The organism is Pararhodospirillum oryzae (assembly GCF_007992075.1).
Classification (GTDB): Bacteria; Pseudomonadota; Alphaproteobacteria; order Rhodospirillales; family Rhodospirillaceae; genus Pararhodospirillum; species Pararhodospirillum oryzae.
Map to the genome: position 1 here is coordinate 1 of NZ_BJZO01000024.1, position 17,029 is coordinate 17,029.

General features: G+C 67.9%; 12 protein-coding genes. 5 read left to right on the top strand and 7 right to left on the bottom strand.

The features are described from left to right. The 6 genes from ROR02_RS05780 to ROR02_RS05805 form a co-directional block, all read right to left on the bottom strand. The coding region (locus ROR02_RS05780) for a hypothetical protein (protein WP_147163066.1) at positions 1-825 on the bottom strand (825 nt) is incomplete at its 3' end. A 163-nt stretch (positions 826-988) separates the two neighbouring features. Then, on the bottom strand, positions 989-2,017 hold the full coding sequence (locus tag ROR02_RS05785; protein WP_246135424.1) for an ATP-binding cassette domain-containing protein: 1,029 nt from the start codon (positions 2,015-2,017) through the stop codon (positions 989-991). Next, on the bottom strand, positions 2,007-2,711 hold the full coding sequence (locus tag ROR02_RS05790; RefSeq protein ID WP_147163067.1) for a GTP-binding protein: 705 nt from the start codon (positions 2,709-2,711) through the stop codon (positions 2,007-2,009). Before ROR02_RS05790 ends, ROR02_RS05785 begins: the two co-directional genes overlap by 11 nt. Then, a complete protein-coding gene (locus ROR02_RS05795; RefSeq protein ID WP_147163068.1) occupies positions 2,708-3,739 on the bottom strand; it encodes an ABC transporter substrate-binding protein in 1,032 nt (343 codons plus the stop codon). Before ROR02_RS05795 ends, ROR02_RS05790 begins: the two co-directional genes overlap by 4 nt. Further along, entirely contained in the window at positions 3,736-4,761 is a 1,026-nt protein-coding gene (locus ROR02_RS05800) for an ABC transporter substrate-binding protein (protein WP_147163069.1), read from the bottom strand. Before ROR02_RS05800 ends, ROR02_RS05795 begins: the two co-directional genes overlap by 4 nt. 71 nt (positions 4,762-4,832) lie before the next feature. Next, entirely contained in the window at positions 4,833-7,076 is a 2,244-nt protein-coding gene (locus tag ROR02_RS05805) for a TonB-dependent receptor (RefSeq protein WP_170244987.1), read from the bottom strand. A 348-nt stretch (positions 7,077-7,424) separates the two neighbouring features. Here ROR02_RS05805 and nifE point away from each other — a divergent pair, with 348 nt between their 5' ends. Genes nifE through ROR02_RS05830 form a run of 5 tightly spaced genes read left to right on the top strand, consistent with a single transcriptional unit; the run spans position 7,425 to position 12,195 of the window. Next, positions 7,425-8,840: a nitrogenase iron-molybdenum cofactor biosynthesis protein NifE gene (nifE, locus tag ROR02_RS05810; protein WP_147163071.1), complete on the top strand. Its 1,416-nt coding sequence runs from the start codon at positions 7,425-7,427 to the stop codon at positions 8,838-8,840. Further along, a complete protein-coding gene (gene nifN / locus ROR02_RS05815; RefSeq protein ID WP_147163072.1) occupies positions 8,837-10,219 on the top strand; it encodes a nitrogenase iron-molybdenum cofactor biosynthesis protein NifN in 1,383 nt (460 codons plus the stop codon). Before nifE ends, nifN begins: the two co-directional genes overlap by 4 nt. Continuing rightward, complete coding sequence (locus ROR02_RS05820) at positions 10,213-10,695, top strand: NifB/NifX family molybdenum-iron cluster-binding protein (RefSeq protein WP_147163073.1); 483 nt, start codon at positions 10,213-10,215, stop codon at positions 10,693-10,695. The genes nifN and ROR02_RS05820 overlap by 7 nt, the downstream gene beginning before the upstream one ends. Beyond that, on the top strand, positions 10,692-11,000 hold the full coding sequence (locus tag ROR02_RS05825) for a NifU family protein (protein ID WP_147163074.1): 309 nt from the start codon (positions 10,692-10,694) through the stop codon (positions 10,998-11,000). The genes ROR02_RS05820 and ROR02_RS05825 overlap by 4 nt, the downstream gene beginning before the upstream one ends. Beyond that, complete coding sequence (locus tag ROR02_RS05830) at positions 10,993-12,195, top strand: Rossmann-like domain-containing protein (RefSeq protein ID WP_147163075.1); 1,203 nt, start codon at positions 10,993-10,995, stop codon at positions 12,193-12,195. The genes ROR02_RS05825 and ROR02_RS05830 overlap by 8 nt, the downstream gene beginning before the upstream one ends. 31 nt (positions 12,196-12,226) lie before the next feature. Here the strand turns inward: ROR02_RS05830 and ROR02_RS05835 are convergent, their stop codons facing one another. Then, the gene (locus ROR02_RS05835; RefSeq protein ID WP_170244988.1) at positions 12,227-17,011 is read right to left on the bottom strand and encodes a PAS domain-containing hybrid sensor histidine kinase/response regulator; all 4,785 of its coding nucleotides are present in this window, start codon (positions 17,009-17,011) and stop codon (positions 12,227-12,229) included. Between the last annotated feature and the right edge of the window lie 18 nt (positions 17,012-17,029).

The window sequence follows — 17,029 nt, forward strand, 5'->3', positions numbered from 1 at the left end:
AAGCGGGACGTCCGCGCGGGTGTATTTGGTGAGGGCATCGCGAAAGGCGGCGACGGCGTTGGTCAACGCGACGGTGTCGCCCGCCTGTTCGCCGATGACCTGGTTTGCGAGTCCCACGGCAACCGCGATGTCGGCCTGTTGCCGTGGGGTGGCGCCGTGGGGAGGGTGCTGGCGCAGCCGGTCGAGTTTTTGCTGGAGAGGGCGCAGCCGATCAACCAGATAGCGGCCGGTTTCCTCGGTTGCCGGGGTGATCGCGGCCAGGGCGACGGTCACCAGTTGGGTGGCAATCTGTTCGTCGAACGATGAAGGAAGCTCCAGGGTTTGCGGATGCAACGGATAGGCCCTGCCGGCTTCGCCCGCCTGCGTGGTGAGAAAAGATAAACGCAGGCTTTTGTCGGAACCGGACACCGCGCCCCAGATCAGGACATCGGCATGGAACTGTTCCAGCCAAGCGCGGCCGGTCCTTTCCGCCTCTTCCGTGGCCATGCTGCCAGGGAGTTCGTTGTCATCGATCGCCAAGCTGCGGCAGGTCGCCACCCGCTCGAACCCTTTTTCGCCTTCCAGGGCGTGGGTGATGAATTTTGTTTGACGGCCGTCTGTATCGCCCGCGAGGGTGCTGACCAGAACCGTGAAGCGGCTGCCATCGGCCGGGGTGCGCCTGAGTTCATGGACCTCGCACGCCAGACTGGGGAACACATCTTCTTTGATGTACTCCGTGATATGGTCCACAATGGCATTGCCGACACCGACGCCCAACAGGCCCACGATCCAGAAGGCCGGCTTTTTCAGCCAGGCGAGGACCCATTCCCCCACGACGCGCAGCATGGAAACGTCGGGTTCTGGTGGCTGATCCGGTTCCCCCGTCATTCACGCCCCTCCACATGACAAGATTCTATGGTTGAATGATAGCGCATTTACGGTGACGTTCAACCGCAACGAGGGGCCTGGGGAGGCCGCGCCTCCCCAGCCTTCCCTTTCTTCCCCCTTCTCAGGCAACCTCCGCTTTCGCCAGATCCCGCCACACCCCGGCCAGGGGGCGGCCCTGGCGCAGGGCGTCGCGCAGGGCGCTGACGCGGCCTTCGTACAGGCCCAGCCAGCGGGCGCAGTCTTGTTCCTCGGGCGTGGTTTCCACTACCGCCGCGATGGCGCCCTGGCGGATGACCAGCCGGCGCCCGCCCGACAGCGCCAGGAGCGGGTCGTGGGTGGAAAGCAGCACGATCTTGCCCTTGTCGATGAACAGGCGCAGCGCCTGGGCCCGGTCCACGCCCGCGTTTTCGATTTCGTCGATCAGAACCACCGGCTTGGGGCTGAGCAGGGCCGCGTCGGCGATCATCAGGGCGCGCGACTGGCCGCCGCTGAGCTGGGTCAGCGGGGTGGCGCCGGTGAAGGGTTCGCCCGCCATGCCCACGGCGGCGTCCAGAACCCGGGTGGCGGCCGCCTCGGGGTCGGGCAGGCGGCGGCTTTCGGCGTGCAGGCTGAGGAAATCCAGCACCTTCAGATCCATGACGAAATTCATGTTCTGGGTGATCTGGGCCACCAGCCGTCCCTCGGCGGTAAAGCGCATGCGCCGGTCGGGGGCCTGGCCATTGACCAGGATCCGCCGGCCCGAGGGCGTATCCCCCTGGGCCAGGCATTCGATATCGGCCAGCAGGCGGCTTTTGCCCGATCCGGTGGGGCCCACCACCGCGACCACGTCGCCGGGGCGCAGCACCAGGGATTGGGTTTCCGGCTGGCCGGTTTTGTCGCGGCCGCCCTGGATCTCCAGGCTTTCCAGGCGCGTTTCCTCGATCGGGCGCTGGTGGGCGGCGCGAAAGGCGCGCAGGCCCGCCGCCAGGGTGTCGGGGGTCCAGGCGCAGGCTTCGCGAATGTCCCAGGGCAGGGCGTCCCAGTAAGCCCGCAGGCTCAGCGACGCGCCCCGGGGGGGCAGGGCGTTGGCGCGCAGGAATGCGTCGTCGGGGAGCTCGCCCAGGGCCATGTCGGGAAAGGGGGCGTTGGCGGGCAGGGTGTCAGCCGACATGGGAAACCTCCTCGATCGGCATCTTGCGCACCACGCCGTGCTGGAACTCCTTGCCGATGCGCGTTTGTCCAAAGCAGTACGAACACACCGACGACGGCACCGAAAAGCGCAGCCGGCCGCCGGTTAGCGGCGCGTCCTCGGGGGCTTCCTGCCACATCTGGCCGATTTCTCCCGCGCCCTGGCCGGTGATGCCGTTCACGAACAGGATATCGGCCTCGGCGTTGACCTGCCGGACCCGGTAGGCAAACACCTCGCGCTCGGCTTGGCTCACGATGTCGCTTTTGGTGATCACCACGAGGTCGGCGGTTTTCAGCATGGGCCCGATCTTGCGCGGCGTCTCGACCCCGGCCAGGGTATCGAGCACGCACACGGCCAGGAAGCCGCGAAGGTGCGGGGCGCAGCGGTTGCACAGGCCGGCGGATTCGCTGATCAGAATGTCCAGGCCCCGGGCAACGCCCCAGGCGGCGCATTCCTCGATGTTGGTCACGAAGAAGTGGTCGGGGCAGTAGTTCCCGGCCAACCCCGTGAGCACGGGCAGGCCCTCGGTTTCGTAGACGGCGGCGTCGGCGCTGGCGAGGCAATCGAACTTGACCACGCCCATCTTCAGCCCGGCGGCGCGCAAGGGGCGCAGGGCGTGCACGATCAACGAGGTTTTGCCCGACGACGGCGGGCCGGCCACGGTAATCAGCTTCATGATGCGTTCAATCCTTGTTGAAAGGCGGCTTCCAGGGTGGCGCGCTCGCCCCCCATGCGCCCGCTTTGCACCAGATCCCAGCCCACCCAACGCACCCGCCCGGGCAGGGGGGGCACGCCCAGGTCGTCGCGCACGCTGGCGCAACCCAGCGCGTCCAGCCCGCGCGCCCAGTCGGGACCGGTCAGGAAGGCGTGGGTCAAGGCGGCGCCCGGCGTGGTCTCGCGCTGACGGAGCACAAGCTGGGGGGTGGCGTAGGCCCCTTCGGCCGGCCACACCACGCGGGTGGTTTCGGGGTGAATGACGGTGAAGGCCCAGAAGCGGGGCAGGATGGAAAGCGCCGCGCCCAGGGGCCCGGGGCGCCCGGCGTAGCGGGCCATCTGGGCGCCGCCCCGGATATCGGCGGTGTTGCGCCCCAGCGCGGTCAGTCCGTCCAGGCCGAAGTCCTGGTAAAAGTTCCACATCAACACCGGCGAGATCATGCCCCGGGTGCCGTTGACCAGGATGTCGCGCTGGTAGCGGGGATGCAGAAGGTCTTCCCAGGTGCGCGGCACCGGGCGCCCGTTCAGCCGGGGCAGGTCGGCGAGGATGACCCACGATCCGGCCCCCGTGACCTCGAACAGCCCGTGCGGATCCTCCAGCCCCGCGCCTTGCAGGCAGGGCCGGGCAATGGTTTGGGCCTTGCGCTCGAACACGGGGGTATCGATCCAGCGGCGCACGAAATCGGCGCGCGCGAAATGGCCCAGCCCCCCATCCAGGGCGAGCGCGGGCAAGTCTAGCGGGTCGGGCGTGGTCAGCAGGAAGGCATAGAAGCTGTCCTGGACCGTGCGCGGCACGTACCAGGCGATATCCTGGCCCTGGTCGGCGCCGGTGACGCGGGCGCGGGTATAAAGGGCGTGCAGGCGCCGGCGCATTTCGCGCTGCATGGGGGGAAAGGTGATGCCCAGGAAATCAAGGCGTCGGGGGGGCGCGCCCTCCTCCTCGGGGAACTCGGGCTCGTCGTAAAAGTGCATGTCCTCGGCGGGAATCATGGCGCGGCCTCGGGATCCAGAAGGGCCGCGATTGCCTCGTCCGAAGGCGAGATCTGAAAGAAGGTTTCCAGGAAAAGCCGGGTGTGGGCGGGCAGATCAAGGGGGAAACGGTCGGGATACAAGGTGTGCGCCAGCCAGAACGCTCCCATCAGGCGCATGTAGGAGGGCGGGCGGTCGACCCAGTTGAAGGGCAGTTGCGGCGCCACGAAAACCTGGTTGTCGCGCACGGCGCGCAGGTCGGCCCAGCGGGGATCAGTGCGAAAACGCCGCGCCGCCTCGGGGAAGCGGGCCACGATCACGTCGGGATCCAGGGCCAGCAGGGTTTCCGGGGTGACCTGGGGCTGGCTGGCCATGGTTTGCACGCCTTCGCACACCAGCACGTTGCGCGCGCCCGCCAGGATCAGGACTTCCGCCCGGTCGGCGTTGGCGCACTGGCTTTGCAGGCCATCGGGGGATTCGGTGTAGTACACCCGGCGCCGCTCGGCCTCGGGCAGGGTGCCCACGGTTTTGTCCAGGCGCTCCAGGCCGTCCTCGATGAACCGGGCCAGGGTTTCGCCCCGCTCCTCGCGCCCGAACACGCGGCCCAGGAAGCGGAAGCTCTCGGGGTAGTCGCGCACCCGGGTGCCCCGGATCGCCACGGCGGCAATGCCCAGGCTGGCCAGCCGGTCGCGCACCATGTTCGACAAGCCGGTGTCGGTCATCACCACCGCCAGATCCACGCCCAGCGCCAGGACCCGTTCCGGATCCCAGGTTTGCGGACCGCTGACCGTGAGCAGGGGAAGCGACGTCATCACGGGCGGCAGGAAGCGGTCCTGGACCGGGGTATGGGTGTAATACACCCCGGCCAGACGATCGGGCGCGATGGCCGACAGGGCGGCAACGGTCGAGGAAAAGGCGCCGTACACCTTGTGCACGGTGTCGGGCACCAGAACCGGGCGGCCGGACAGATCGACCAGCTCGCGGGCGAACGCCGGTGGGGCCAGCAGGGCCCCCATGACCAGCACGGCCAGCAGGCGTTTCATGGGCAGGATTCCTTTCGGACGAAGGGCGTTCCCCGAAGCCGGGGAGGCGCCATGGCCTCCCCGGAAGGATGTCAGAACGCGATGGACATCGAGGCCCAGAACGTGCGCGGCGTGCCCAGGAAGGCGCTGGGCGAGCCGGCGTTGGTGCCGTTGATCGAGCTGGGGAACACCGACACCCAGTAGTCTTCGTCGAACAGGTTGTTGACCCCCGCCCGCCAGGTGACGTTCTTGCCCATGATGTCGCTGTTGTAGCGCGCCCCCAGGTCGACGGTGGTGTAGCCGGCGGCCCAGGTGGAATTGGTGTCGTTGGCGGCGCGTTCGCCGGTGTAGTGAACGTTCATGTCAAGGGCGAGGCCCGGCACCGGCGGCACCTGGTATTCGGCGTACAGGTTGGCCTGGACCGTGGGCACGCCCACCACCTGCTTGTCCTCGGTCGCGGCCTTGCCGGTATCGGTCAGCTTGGCATCAAGCAAGGTCAGGCCACCAATCAAGGTCAGGTCGTCCCACACCTTGCCGCGCGCGCCCAGTTCCCAGCCGTAATTGACCTGCTGGCCCTGTTCACGAAACACGTTGTCGGCGCCGGTGTAGGCAAAGGGGCGTTCGATGCGAAACAAGGCGGTGGACAGATCAACCTCGCCCACGGTCATCTTCAAGCCGGCCTCGACCTGGCGGCTGCGGTAGGGCGACAGGATCTCGCCCGCGTTGGCGACGCCCGAGGTCGGCGCCTGATCCCCCTTTTGCAGGCTGTCGGCGTAGGTGAAGTAAATCGTGGCGTTGGATTCGGGCTTGAACATCAGGCTGACGGTGGGGCTGAAGCCCGAGGCATCGTAGCTTGAGGTTTCCACGCCGCTGGAATTGTAGCTTTCGCCGTCCAGCCAGCTGTGGGAGACGGCCCCCATCAGCGACCAGTATTTGTTGAAGGTGATGGTATCGCCCACCGTGACCGACAGCACCCGGTTATCGCCCGACTTATAGGTGGGGCCCAGGTCGATCCAGGTGGGTTCGTTGAATTCGCGCGGCGAGGACAAGGAGGCGGTGCCCAAGGTCCACGACCCGGTTTTGAGGGGGTTGTAGCCGCGTTGCCAGTAACCGTTGGTGCCCACCATCAGGTCATGGGTCACGTCCCAGGTATGAACCCGTCCGTTCAAGGCCGCCTGGGTGCTGTAGAGCAGCACGGTCCCGGTCATGTTGGTGGAAACCGACGAGCGGTAGGTGTTGCCGTCGGCCTGAAGGGCGTTGCTCAGTCCCTTGAGGTTGCGCGTGGCCGACTGGCGCAACAGGCCCACGGTGGCCGACCAGTCGTCGCTGAAGTGATGCTTGAGGGTGCCGCTCGCGGTATCGGTCTGGGTCTGCTGGCCCGCGAACTCCTGGCCCAGGCCGACCTTGGTGGCGTCGACCGGATCGGGCAGCTCGGTGGTCTGGCTATACGAGAACGAGCCGGGAAAACCCTTGGAATCATGGCGGTATCGGCTGGCGTTGAGTTCCAGCTTCGTATCGTCGCCCAGCGGCACGTCGAAGGCGCCACTGACCAGCCAGCGGGTGAGATGGCTGGTCTCGGTGTAGCTCTCGCCCGATCCCCACAGGCCGTTCAGGCGGTAGCCGAGCCCGGCCACCTGGCCGCCCGCGTCGGCATGGCTGGTGAAAATGCCATTGGAATCATAGCCCAGGGTGGCTTTGTTCAAGCGCTCCTCGGTCGGGCGCTTGAGAATGTAGTTGAAGGTTCCCGCCGGGGCCGCCGGCCCGTACAGGGCGCCGGAAAGGCCGTACAGCACTTCCACCGTTTCCAGCTGTTCCATGGGATAAGGGGTCACGGCGAAAACGTTCATGCCGTTCATGCGGGTGTTTTGCACGATATCGGCCTGAAACCCGCGTGTTTGGGGTCGTCCGACGTCCACGCCGCCGCGCGCCTCGATCTGGGCCGAGGGAAAGTGCCGGATGACATCGGCCAGGGTGTGGGCGCGGGTGTTTTCGATCAGATCGCTGGAAACACTGTTCACGCTGTAGGGCAGATCCAGGAGCTTGCGCGGGCCCAGGGGCCCCACGGTCGCGGTCTCCTTGCGATAGCCATCCTCGGCGCGGCCGGTGAGGGCCGGCGTGGTGTCGGCGGGCGCGGTCACCACCACCTCGGGCACGGCGTCGGCGGCGGGGGCGCTGTCGGACTGGGCCAGCGCGGGAGGGGCCAGCAAGGCGCAGGCGATCAAGGTGCCGCCGCCCAGGCGGGAGGAGCCGCCAACAGCCAGGGAGCGGGCGGAAGGGACCGGCGCGACGCCGGTCTCGGGCGGGCAGGGGGGCGTGGAACGCGGGGCAAGGGCCATTCGGGCCTCCATCGCTCGGGGGCGTTTCTCCCCCGGGAATCGATCAAGACACCGGCTCAGGCCGACCTCCGGCGTGGTCCGTCGGGCGGGACAACCACGTCGGCGCGGAGGATAGGAAGGAAAGACCCCGCTGACAAGACGGCTTTTTGACGCGAAGGGTTGACCGCCCCGGCTTCGGCGGGCCGGAACGCTTTCCGTACAAAATCGTGCCATTGAGAGGGCGATCGGCCCTTCGTGTACGAAAAAAGGCACCGCGTCCCGGGGAAAGGGGGCCTTTGTGGCCCAACGCGTGTTCTGGCCTGCTCTTTGCTTCTCTTCCGCGCAGAAGCGGATCAGGGAGGGAGGAGCATGAGACCCGACGAGATTCTCGCGCTGCGTGACGCGCCGGCTTGCCCCCACAATGGCAAGAGCAAAAGCGGCTGCGCCCGGCCCCAGCCCGGCGCCACCCAGGGCGGATGCAGTTTCGACGGCGCGCGCAACGCCTTGCTGCCCATCGCCGACGCCGCCCACATCGTGCACGGCCGCATTGGCTGCACCGGATCGTCGTGGGACAACCGCGGCTCGCGGTCCAGCGGGGCCGACCTGTTCCGCCGGGGCATGACCACCGACCTCAGCGACATGGATATCGTGCTGGGCCGGGGCGAAAAGCGCCTGTTCCAGGCCATCCGCCAGGCGGTGGAAACCTACCGGCCGCCGGCGGTGTTCGTGTACGCCACCTGCGTCACCGCCATGACCGGCGACGATATCGAGGCCGTGGCCCAGGCGGCCAGCGCCCGCTTCGGGGTGCCGGTGATCCCGGTCGATTGCGCCGGTTTCTATGGCAACAAGAACCTGGGCAACCGCATCGCGGGCGAGGTGATCTCGCGCGCCGTCATCGGCACCCGCGAGCCCGACCCGGTGCCCGAGGCCGCGCGCCGCCCGGGCGAACGGGTGCACGACGTGGCCCTGATCGGCGAATGGAACGTGGGGGGCGAGTTCTGGGCGGTGGCGCCTTTGTTCGACGAACTGGGCCTGCGCTTGCTGTGCACCTTTTCGGGGGATGCGCGCTTTCGCGAGGTGCAGACCCTGCACCGGGCCCGGGCCGCCATGGTGGTGTGCTCCAAGGCCATGCTGCCGGTGGCCGATCGCCTGCGCCAGGAGTGGGGGGTGCCGTTCTTCGAGGGCAGTTTCTACGGCGTGCGCGATACCTCGCAGGCCTTGCGCGATTTCGCCCGCCTGCTGGACGACCCCGATCTGACCGATCGCGTCGAAGCCCTGATCGCGCGCGAGGAAGCCCGCGTGGCCCGGACGCTGGAGCCCCTGCGGGCCCGGCTGGCCGGGCGGCGGGTGATGATTTTCAGCGGCGGCTATAAATCCTGGTCCCTGGTCTCGGCCATGCAGGACCTGGGGATGATCGTGGTCGCGACCGGCACCGAAAAATCAACCGAGGGCGACAAGGAGCGGATCCGGACCTTGCTTGGCGACGGCGCCCGCCTGATCGACAACAACGACCAGCAGGTCCTGATCGCCGCGTACCACGAACTGAAGGCGGACATCATGATCGCGGGGGACCGCTACATTCATTCCACCTTGAAGTCGGGCCTGCCGTTCCTGGATGTCGATCACGTGCGGCGCATCGGCTACGCCGGCTACGACGGCATGATCGAACTCGCCCGCACCCTTGAACGCACCGTGTCCTCGCCGATCTGGGCGCAGGTGCGCCGGCCGCTTCCGGCCCCGGGGCGTCGGGCCGGGCCGGCTCGGGAAGGGGAGGGCGTGCAATGACCGAAATCGTGATGGGCACCAAGCCGCTGAGCGTCAGCCCCTTGAAGGTGGGCCAGCCCATTGGCGCCGTGCTTGCCTTGCTGGGGCTGGCCCGGACCATGCCGCTGGAACACGGGGCGCGCGGCTGTGCCTCGTTCGACAAGCTGTTTTTCATGCGCCACTTCCGCGAACCCATCGCCATGCAGACCACGGCCATGGATCAGCTCTCCACGGTGATGGGGGCAGACGACGCGGTGGTGCAGGCCCTGGCCACCATTGCCCGCCGTCACGCGCCCGACGTGGTGGGGCTGGTGTCCACCAGCCTGTCGGAAACCCAGGGCGCCGATATCCCGCGCACCCTGGCCCTGTTTCGCCGCACGCACCCCGAGTTCGACGCCATGGCCGTGGTCCCGGTTTCGGCCAGCGATCCCTCGGGGTGCCTGGAAAGCGGGTATGCGCTGGCCGTGGATTCCCTTCTGACCCTGCTGGGGCCGCGACAGCCGTCGGTCGTGCGTCGTCCGCGCCAGGTCACGGTGCTGGCATCCGCCATGCTGGCGCCGGGCGACGTGGAAATCCTCAAGGAATGGATCGAGGCCTTTGGCCTGAGCGCCCTGGTCGTGCCCGATCTCGCCGACTCCCTGGACGGCCATCTGATCGAGGAAGGCTATTCCCCGCTGACCTACGGCGGCACGACCCGGGCCAGCGTGGCCGCGCTGGGCGAGTCCATGGCCACGCTGGTGATCGGGCCCTCCTTGTACAAGGCGGCCGACGGGCTGCGCGAGCGAACCGGCGTGCCCGATTTCCGCTTTCCGGGTCTGGTGGGGATGGAGGCCTGCGACGCCTTCTCTCAAACCCTGTGCGACCTTTCCGGGCGCCCGATGCCGGCCCGCCTCGCGCGCCAGCGGGCGCAACTGGCCGATGCGCTGGTCGATTGCCAGTTCCAGGTGGGCGGCGCGCGCGCGGCGGTGGCCGCCGATCCCGACCTTCTGGTGGCCCTGAGCGCGTTTCTGGACTCGATTGGCGTGGACGTGGGCGTGGCCGTGACCTCGGCGCGGGGGCCCGCCCTGGCCGAGACCCGCCTGGAGCGGGTGGTCGTGGGCGATCTGGAGGACCTGGAACGACTGGCGCGCGAGGATGGGGCCGAGTTGATCGCGACCAACTCCCACGGGGCCGAACTCGCGAGACGTCTGGGTTGCCCGCTGCTCCGCGCGGGCTTTCCCCTGTACGACGTGTATGGCGCCGCCAGCCTGCCCTCGATCGGCTACCCGGGCACGCGCCGGGTGCTGTTCGAGATCGCCAATCTCCTTCACGCCCATTACCGCGAACGTCCCCCCTACCGGTCGCGCTTCTGGGCGGGAACGGCGCGCGAGAACGAAACCCGGAGGAACGGAGCATGTTAAGAGTGGCGTTCGCGTCCAGTGACCGGGTCACGGTCGATCAGCATTTCGGCGGCTCGGAAGGGTTGGTCGTCTACGACGTGGCCCCGGGACAGGCCGATCTGGTGGGGCTGGGCACCTTCATCAAGGCCGAATGGCTGGGCGAAAGCGCCCGTGTCGGCCTGACGGGGACCGAGCACGACAAGGTGCTGGTGAAGCTGGATTTCCTGGAAGGCTGTCACGCGGTGTACGCGGCCTCCATCGGCACCTCGTCCATCCGGCGCCTGATGATGGCGGGAATCCAGCCGATCATCGTCGACAGCGGCCATGCGATCATCGACCTGTTGAACGAGGTGAGCCTGGCCCTGGTGTATGGTGGCCTGTCGTGGGTGGACAAGGCCCGGGCCCGGGTCATGGCCTCGGCGCCCCCGCTGCCGCCCCCCGCGACCACGAGCCACCGCCTGATGGCAAGCCTGGACGACCTGGAGGATGCCCCATGAGCCCGGATGAAACCGACGCCCTCCTTTTGGAAAACCCGCGTGCCTTTTCCCAGGCCCTGGAGGACAGCCCGGCGGCGCTCGCCCTGATCGAAGCCTGCCTGGAGGAATGCCGGCCGGTTCTCCATCAAGATGGGGGTGACCTGACCTTGACGCGTGTGCAAGGCGAGCGGATTTACGTGCGCCTGTCGGGGGCGTGCGTGGCCTGCGCCCAGGCCGGGCACACCCTGGGCTTCGTGCGCCGCCGGCTGATGGGAGCGTTGGGCCGCCCGGTGTGGGTGCTTCCCGACGAGGCCCCCCGTGTTTGAGCCGGCCAAGGCGCCTTGGATCCGCCCCGGCGTGGTCTTGCACGAACCCGGGGCGCCGGTCGAGGACCTGCTGGGCCTGTTCTCGATCAAGCTGCGAACGCGCGGCTTTCGCGTGGCCGGCCTGCTGGCCCGGTCGGTTGACGGCGACACGTTTCAAACCCGCGACCTCGCCTCGGGCCGGGAAAGCCTGGACGTGAGCCGGGAGGGCGTGGAGGCCCAGGCGTGCCAGGCCCTGCGGGGCGCCATGCGCGATGACGTGGACCTCGCGCTGTTGTGCCCGTTCGGGGCCTTCGACGCCGCGACCCGGGCCTTGCACGCCGCCATCGAAGGCAACAGCGCCCAGGGGCTTCCCCTGCTCACCGCCTTGCCCGCCGCCGACCTGCCGCGCTGGCTGGATCAATCCCGCGAGCCGGGCGCCATCTTGACCCCCACCATGCGCGCGTTGTGGCAGTGGTGGGGGCCCGAGCGGCTGTACGCCGATCTCGCTCAGGGCGTGGCGCAAGACGAGGTGCGCCAGATTGTCGTGGGCTCGCGCTGGCTCATGGTGCAAGGCCCGGCCGGAACGGGGCTGGCCCACGTTTCGGGATCGAGCAAGGAGCTGATTGCCCGCCTGCCCAGCTTGCGCCATCGTTCCTTGCGCCAGCTGGCCGAGCTGCATCGCTCGTGGGATCCGCTGGAAATGGCCCTGGCCGTCGCCGCCATCAATGCCCACTACAACCGCACGGATTCGGACGCCCTGATGGGCAACGGGGCCGAGGCCTTTGGTCATGAGGCGGGGCGGGTCGTGGTGGTGGGGGCCTTCCCCGGTCTGGCCGATGCCGTCGCCCATCCCCAGGTGATTGAATCCAACCCAAGGCCGGGCGAGTATCCCACCACGGCGATGGACACCTTGCTGCCCGGATGCGCGGCGGCGGTGGTGGCGTCGTCCACCTTGCTGAACCGGACCTTGCCGCGCATCTTGCGTCTGGCGCGGGGTTCGCGCGTGGCCCTGATCGGCCCCGGCGCGCCCCTGACGCCGCGCTTGTATCCCTATGGCATCGAAGGCGTGGGCAGCTTGATCATCCGTGATCCGCAGGGCCTCGCCACCGCGATCCGGGCCGGGGCCCTGCCGCGTGAATTCACTCGCTTTGGTGAATACCGTCACCTGCTGGCCGAACGCCCCGCCCAACGCCCTTCCTGTCGTTTTCGCGCCTGAGGGCGCGCGGGTTTTCCGTGGGGGCGGGTGCCTACCCGGAGGGGGGAGGGGGGGGCGATCCGGTTCCGAGGGGTTCGAGGGACCCAAGGGCCTCGCAGGCCTCGCAGGCCTCGCAGGCCTCGCGGGCCTCGCGGGCCTCGCGGGCTCCGAGGGCCTCGCGGGCTCCGAGGGCCTCGCGGGCTCCGAGGGCCTCGCGGGCCTCGCGCACGAGCGCCAGGGCTTCTTCCAGGGCGAAGGCGTCGAGGTCGGCGGCAATCCGGTCGGCGGCCGCGCCGAGAAGGGTCCGGATCAGGGGTTCGTTGTCGCGAAACAAGGTGGTGGCGCCGACGTCGTCGGTGGCGAGCAGCGCTTCCAGGTCGTCCAGCAGAGCCGCCCCTTTCGCCGGATCAAGCATCTCGTCGGGAACCGTTGGCATAACGGGGGGAGCGCAGGCGGGACGGGTATCGGGCATGATCGGGCGCACAAGGGCCCCCAGCGCCAGGAAGGCCTCGTGCAGCCGGCTGGCCTGATCGATCAGGGCGGAAAGGGGCGGCGGCGATCGCCTCAGGTCCGCCTCGATCGCGGCCGCCGGCGCGCTGAGGCCTTCCAGCCCCAAGGTCGCGGCCAGTCCCTTGACGGTGTGGGCCAGCCCCCGCGCGCCCGGCAGGTCGCCGTTCGCCAGACGCGCGCGCAGCCGGTCGGTTTCGTCGCCATCCAGGAAGCGGCCGAGCAGGCGGACATACAGGTCCGCCTTGCCGTTGGCCGCGCGCAGGCCCAAGGAGACATCGACGCCCGGCACCATGCGCAACCCCCCGAGCACGGCCGGAGTGGACAGGGAAGGGGGCGTCGTCCCCGTTCCCGGATGCCAGATCCGGGGAGGCGTTTCGCCCTCGGGCACGGGGACCAGCCATTGAAGAAGGGCACGAAAGAGCATTTCGGGATCAACGGGCTTGGCGATGTGATCGTTCATGCCGGCGGCCAGGCAGGCCTCGCGGTCCTCGTTGAAGACATTCGCCGTCATGGCCAGAATCGGCGTGGTGGCGTGACGGGGCATGGCCCGGATGAGGCGGGTCGCGGCCAGGCCATCCATCACCGGCATTTGAACATCCATCAAGATCAGGTCGTAGTCCGCCTCCTGGGCCAGTTCGACCGCCTGCTGCCCATCGCTGGCCAGATCCACCGACAGACCCACGCCTTGCAGCAGGTCCATGGCCACTTCCTGGTTGATGGGATTGTCCTCGACCAGCAGAATTCGGCCACCGCCGCGTTGGCGCAGGCGGGTTTCGGCCTCGCCCGGCGCGGCGTGGGGCGCCAGGGCATGCCGGCCGGCCAGGGTGTTCTGGATCGCGTCGAACAAACCGGAGGGCGTGAGCGGCTTGTGCGCGATTTCAAAAAATCCGGCCTCGGCGAGACGCTCCGGGGAAAGATCGTCGCCCTGGGCGGTGACCAGAAGGCGGGCGGGCTGCCGTCCCAGGGGCGCCGTCTTCAGCCGGCGCCCAAGCTCGACCCCGTCGAGATCGGGCATGTGCCAGTCAATCAGCAGGAAGTCGAAGGGCACGCCCTCGGCCTCGGCCCGGGTGATCGTCGTCAGGGCCGTTGCGCCGTCGGCCACGGCCAGGGCCTGGAACCCCATGGCTTCCAGCATGCCCAGGTGGGCCTCGCGGGCCTCGGGCAGGTCATCCACCACCAGGGCGCGCAAACCGGTGGGGTCAACCCGGTTCTGGGGCGTGGGCGCCTTGTGCCCCCGCCCCAGGGGGATCTCGATCCAGAAAGTGCTGCCCTCGCCCGGCGTGCTTTCCACGCCGATGCGCCCGTCCATCATTTCAACCAGCCGGCGCGAGATGGCAAGCCCCAGGCCGGTGCCCCCAAACCGGCGGGTGGTCGAGGAGTCGGCTTGCTCGAAGGCTTCGAACAGGCGGGTTTGCTGGTCGGGGGTCATGCCAATCCCGGTATCGGCCACCTCGAAGCGCACGACCAGGTCGCTGGCCCGTTCGATGACCACCGAGGCCCGCAAGGTGACGTTCCCTTTTTCCGTGAATTTGACCGCGTTGCTCGCGAAATTAAGCAAAACCTGCCCCAGTCGCCGCCCGTCTCCGTACAGGATCGGGGGCAGGGCGTGGACCTGGGCCACCAACTCGATTTTCTTGTCGCGCGCCTTGTCCGCGACAAGGCCGCAGACGTTATCGATCAGGGCATCCACCTCGAAGTCGCTTGCGTCGAGGCGCAGCTTGTTGGCCTCGATTTTCGACAGGTCCAGAATGTCGTTGATGATCCCCAGCAGGTGATGGGCCGCGGTTGAAATCCTGGCCAGGTGCTGGCGCTGGCGGGAATCCTTGATTCCTTGCTCCAGCAGATGGGTAAGCCCGATGATCGCGTTCATCGGAGTGCGGATTTCGTGGCTCATGTTGGCAAGGAAGTTGGCCTTGATCTCAACCGCCGTTTCGGCCAGCTGGCGCGCCTGATTCAAGGCGTCCAGGCGGGCCCGTTCCTCGGTGATGTCCTCGACCACGGCGACCCTGCCTTTGCCGGGAGCCTCCGGGTCGAGGGCGCGCACGGCCAGGTGAACCCAAAACGGGGTGCCGTCCTTGCGCACCATCTCGATGTCGCGGCCGAAGGGCCGGCCCTGGGCCAGGGCGTCCTCGGTCGCGCTTTCGACGGCGTGCCAGTCCGCTTCGCGCAGGTACCACAGGCGGGGCGACTGGCCGATCTGCGAGGCGGGCGCGGTGCCAAACAACTCGTCGATGCGCCGGCTCGCGCGCACGATGACACGATCCCGGATCAGGACGATTCCGGCACTGGCCGCGTCGAAGAGGGCCTGCTGTTCCTGGTTGGCGGCGCGCAGGGCGGCGGTCCGTTCGGCGACCAGGGTTTCCAGGTGAGCGTGGTGCGCCTCCAACTCGTGCAGCAGGCGCTTGCGTTCGGTGATGTCTTCCTTCAAGGCCACGTAATGGGTGATGCGCCCGTCGGGCTGGCGCAATGGCACGATGATTGCCGATTCGATCCGCTCCTGGCCATCCCGGGTCAGGTTGATGAGTTCGCCCGTCCAGGTTTCGCCCTGGCTCAGCGTGTTCCACAGGGCGACATGGGTTTGCGAGGGCGTCTTGCCCGATTGCAAGAAGCCGGCCGGCTGGCCCAGGGCTTCCTCGCGGCTGAAGCCCGAATTGCGCACGAAGGCATCGTTGACGTATTCGATTTTTCCTTCAAGGTCGGTGACGACCACCGGGTGCGGGTTTTGCTCGACCACCAAGGACAGCTTGCGGATTTCGGCCTGCGCCTCTTTTTCGGCCGAGATGTCCCGCCACGTCCCCACCAGGTATTTGCGTCCGTTCAGGAGTGTCGCGCTGATGCGAACTTCCACGGGAAACAGGTGACCATCCTTGTGCCGGTGCACGGTCTGGAACTGGGTCGGGCCCCTGGTCAGGAACCGTTCGCACGCCTCGGACAGCTCCAGGGTGGAAAATTCTCCTTGAATATCCCTAAGCGAGAGTTTCGAGGCGTCTTCGTGTTCGTACCCCAGCAAGGTTCGGGCCGTGGGATTGATGCGCACATAGTGCTGGGTTTCGGGATCAACCATGTCGATGGCATACGGGGAGGCATCGAAAATGGCTTGCATCAGGCTTTGGCTGTCGCGCTGGGCCGCCTCGATGCGCCGGCGTTCGACCGCGCCGCCCAGGCGTTCGGCGATGGAATGCAGCAAGGTTTCTTCCTCGGGAAGGAAGGCTTCCTCGGACGGGACGGGCAGGGGAGGGAGATAGGCAACGCTCAGCGTGGCTTCCCGCGTTTCATCCCAGGTGAAGCGGGCGCACAGACGAATCCATGCGTTTTCGTCGATCGGATCGGAGGGGGGGGCCTCGTCCCCCTCGATCCAGGCGCGCGCCCGCTCCGGGTAGCGAAACGCGGCCGGCAACCGTTGCGCCACCTGGGCCATCAGGTCGGACAAACCAAGGTCCTCGCGTTCGGTCAGTCGCACCACGTCGTAAAGGCACGAGAGTTCCTTCATGCGCTGGCCCAGATCGGCCTGGGCCCGCATGCGGGCGATCACCGTTTCGCGCAAGGCCAGCACCGAATCCGCCATGTCCCCCAGCACGGTGAGGTGGGCTTGCTTGACGGCCTTGATTTCCTCCACGGGAACGGCCGCCACGTCGCCCGCCCCCAGGGCGCGCAAGGCGGTGGTCAGCCGGTCGAGCCGCCTGGCGAGGCGGGCGGCGGCAAGCCCCCAGCCCAGCAGCAGGCCGGCCGAGACCAGCACGGCAATGGCAAGATCCCGGGCGATGTGGCTTTGCTGCTCCCCGGCCTCGCGGGCGCTTCGGTGCATGGCGCGCGTGGCAAGGCTCAGGATGGTGAAGCGGGCGTGGTCATTGAGGGCCAGGGCGGCGGCGTTGGCCTGGGAGGCGAAGACCTGCGCTTGCATTGGCGCCTGGGGAAGGGCGTCCACCGCGTTCAACACGGCCTCGCGAAAAGCCCCGAGGTGGCTGGCGGTGTTTTCCTGCCCCGCCGTTGTCACGATCGAAGGCGGCAGGCGGGCCGCGAGAACCTCAAGGCGCAAGACCAGCGCCGCGCGCAGGCGCGCTGTTTCGGGGGGGGTGGCATGCGAGGAGCCGCCAAAGCTCAGCATTTCGGCGATCAGGCGCTGAATATCTCCCAATTCCTGACTGAAGCGGGCGACTTCGGCGATACTCGAAATGTCGGTGGCGCTTCGCGCGGTTTCCGATTCGTGCTCGGCTTGCAACTTGTGAAACGACCTCAGGCTGAGGCCGCCGGCGATCATCATGTAAAAAATCACCGGCAGCACGAAAAGCACGAGGTACGGAGACGGCAAGGGCCAGAACCGACGCATTTCAAGGAGCCTTTTCAT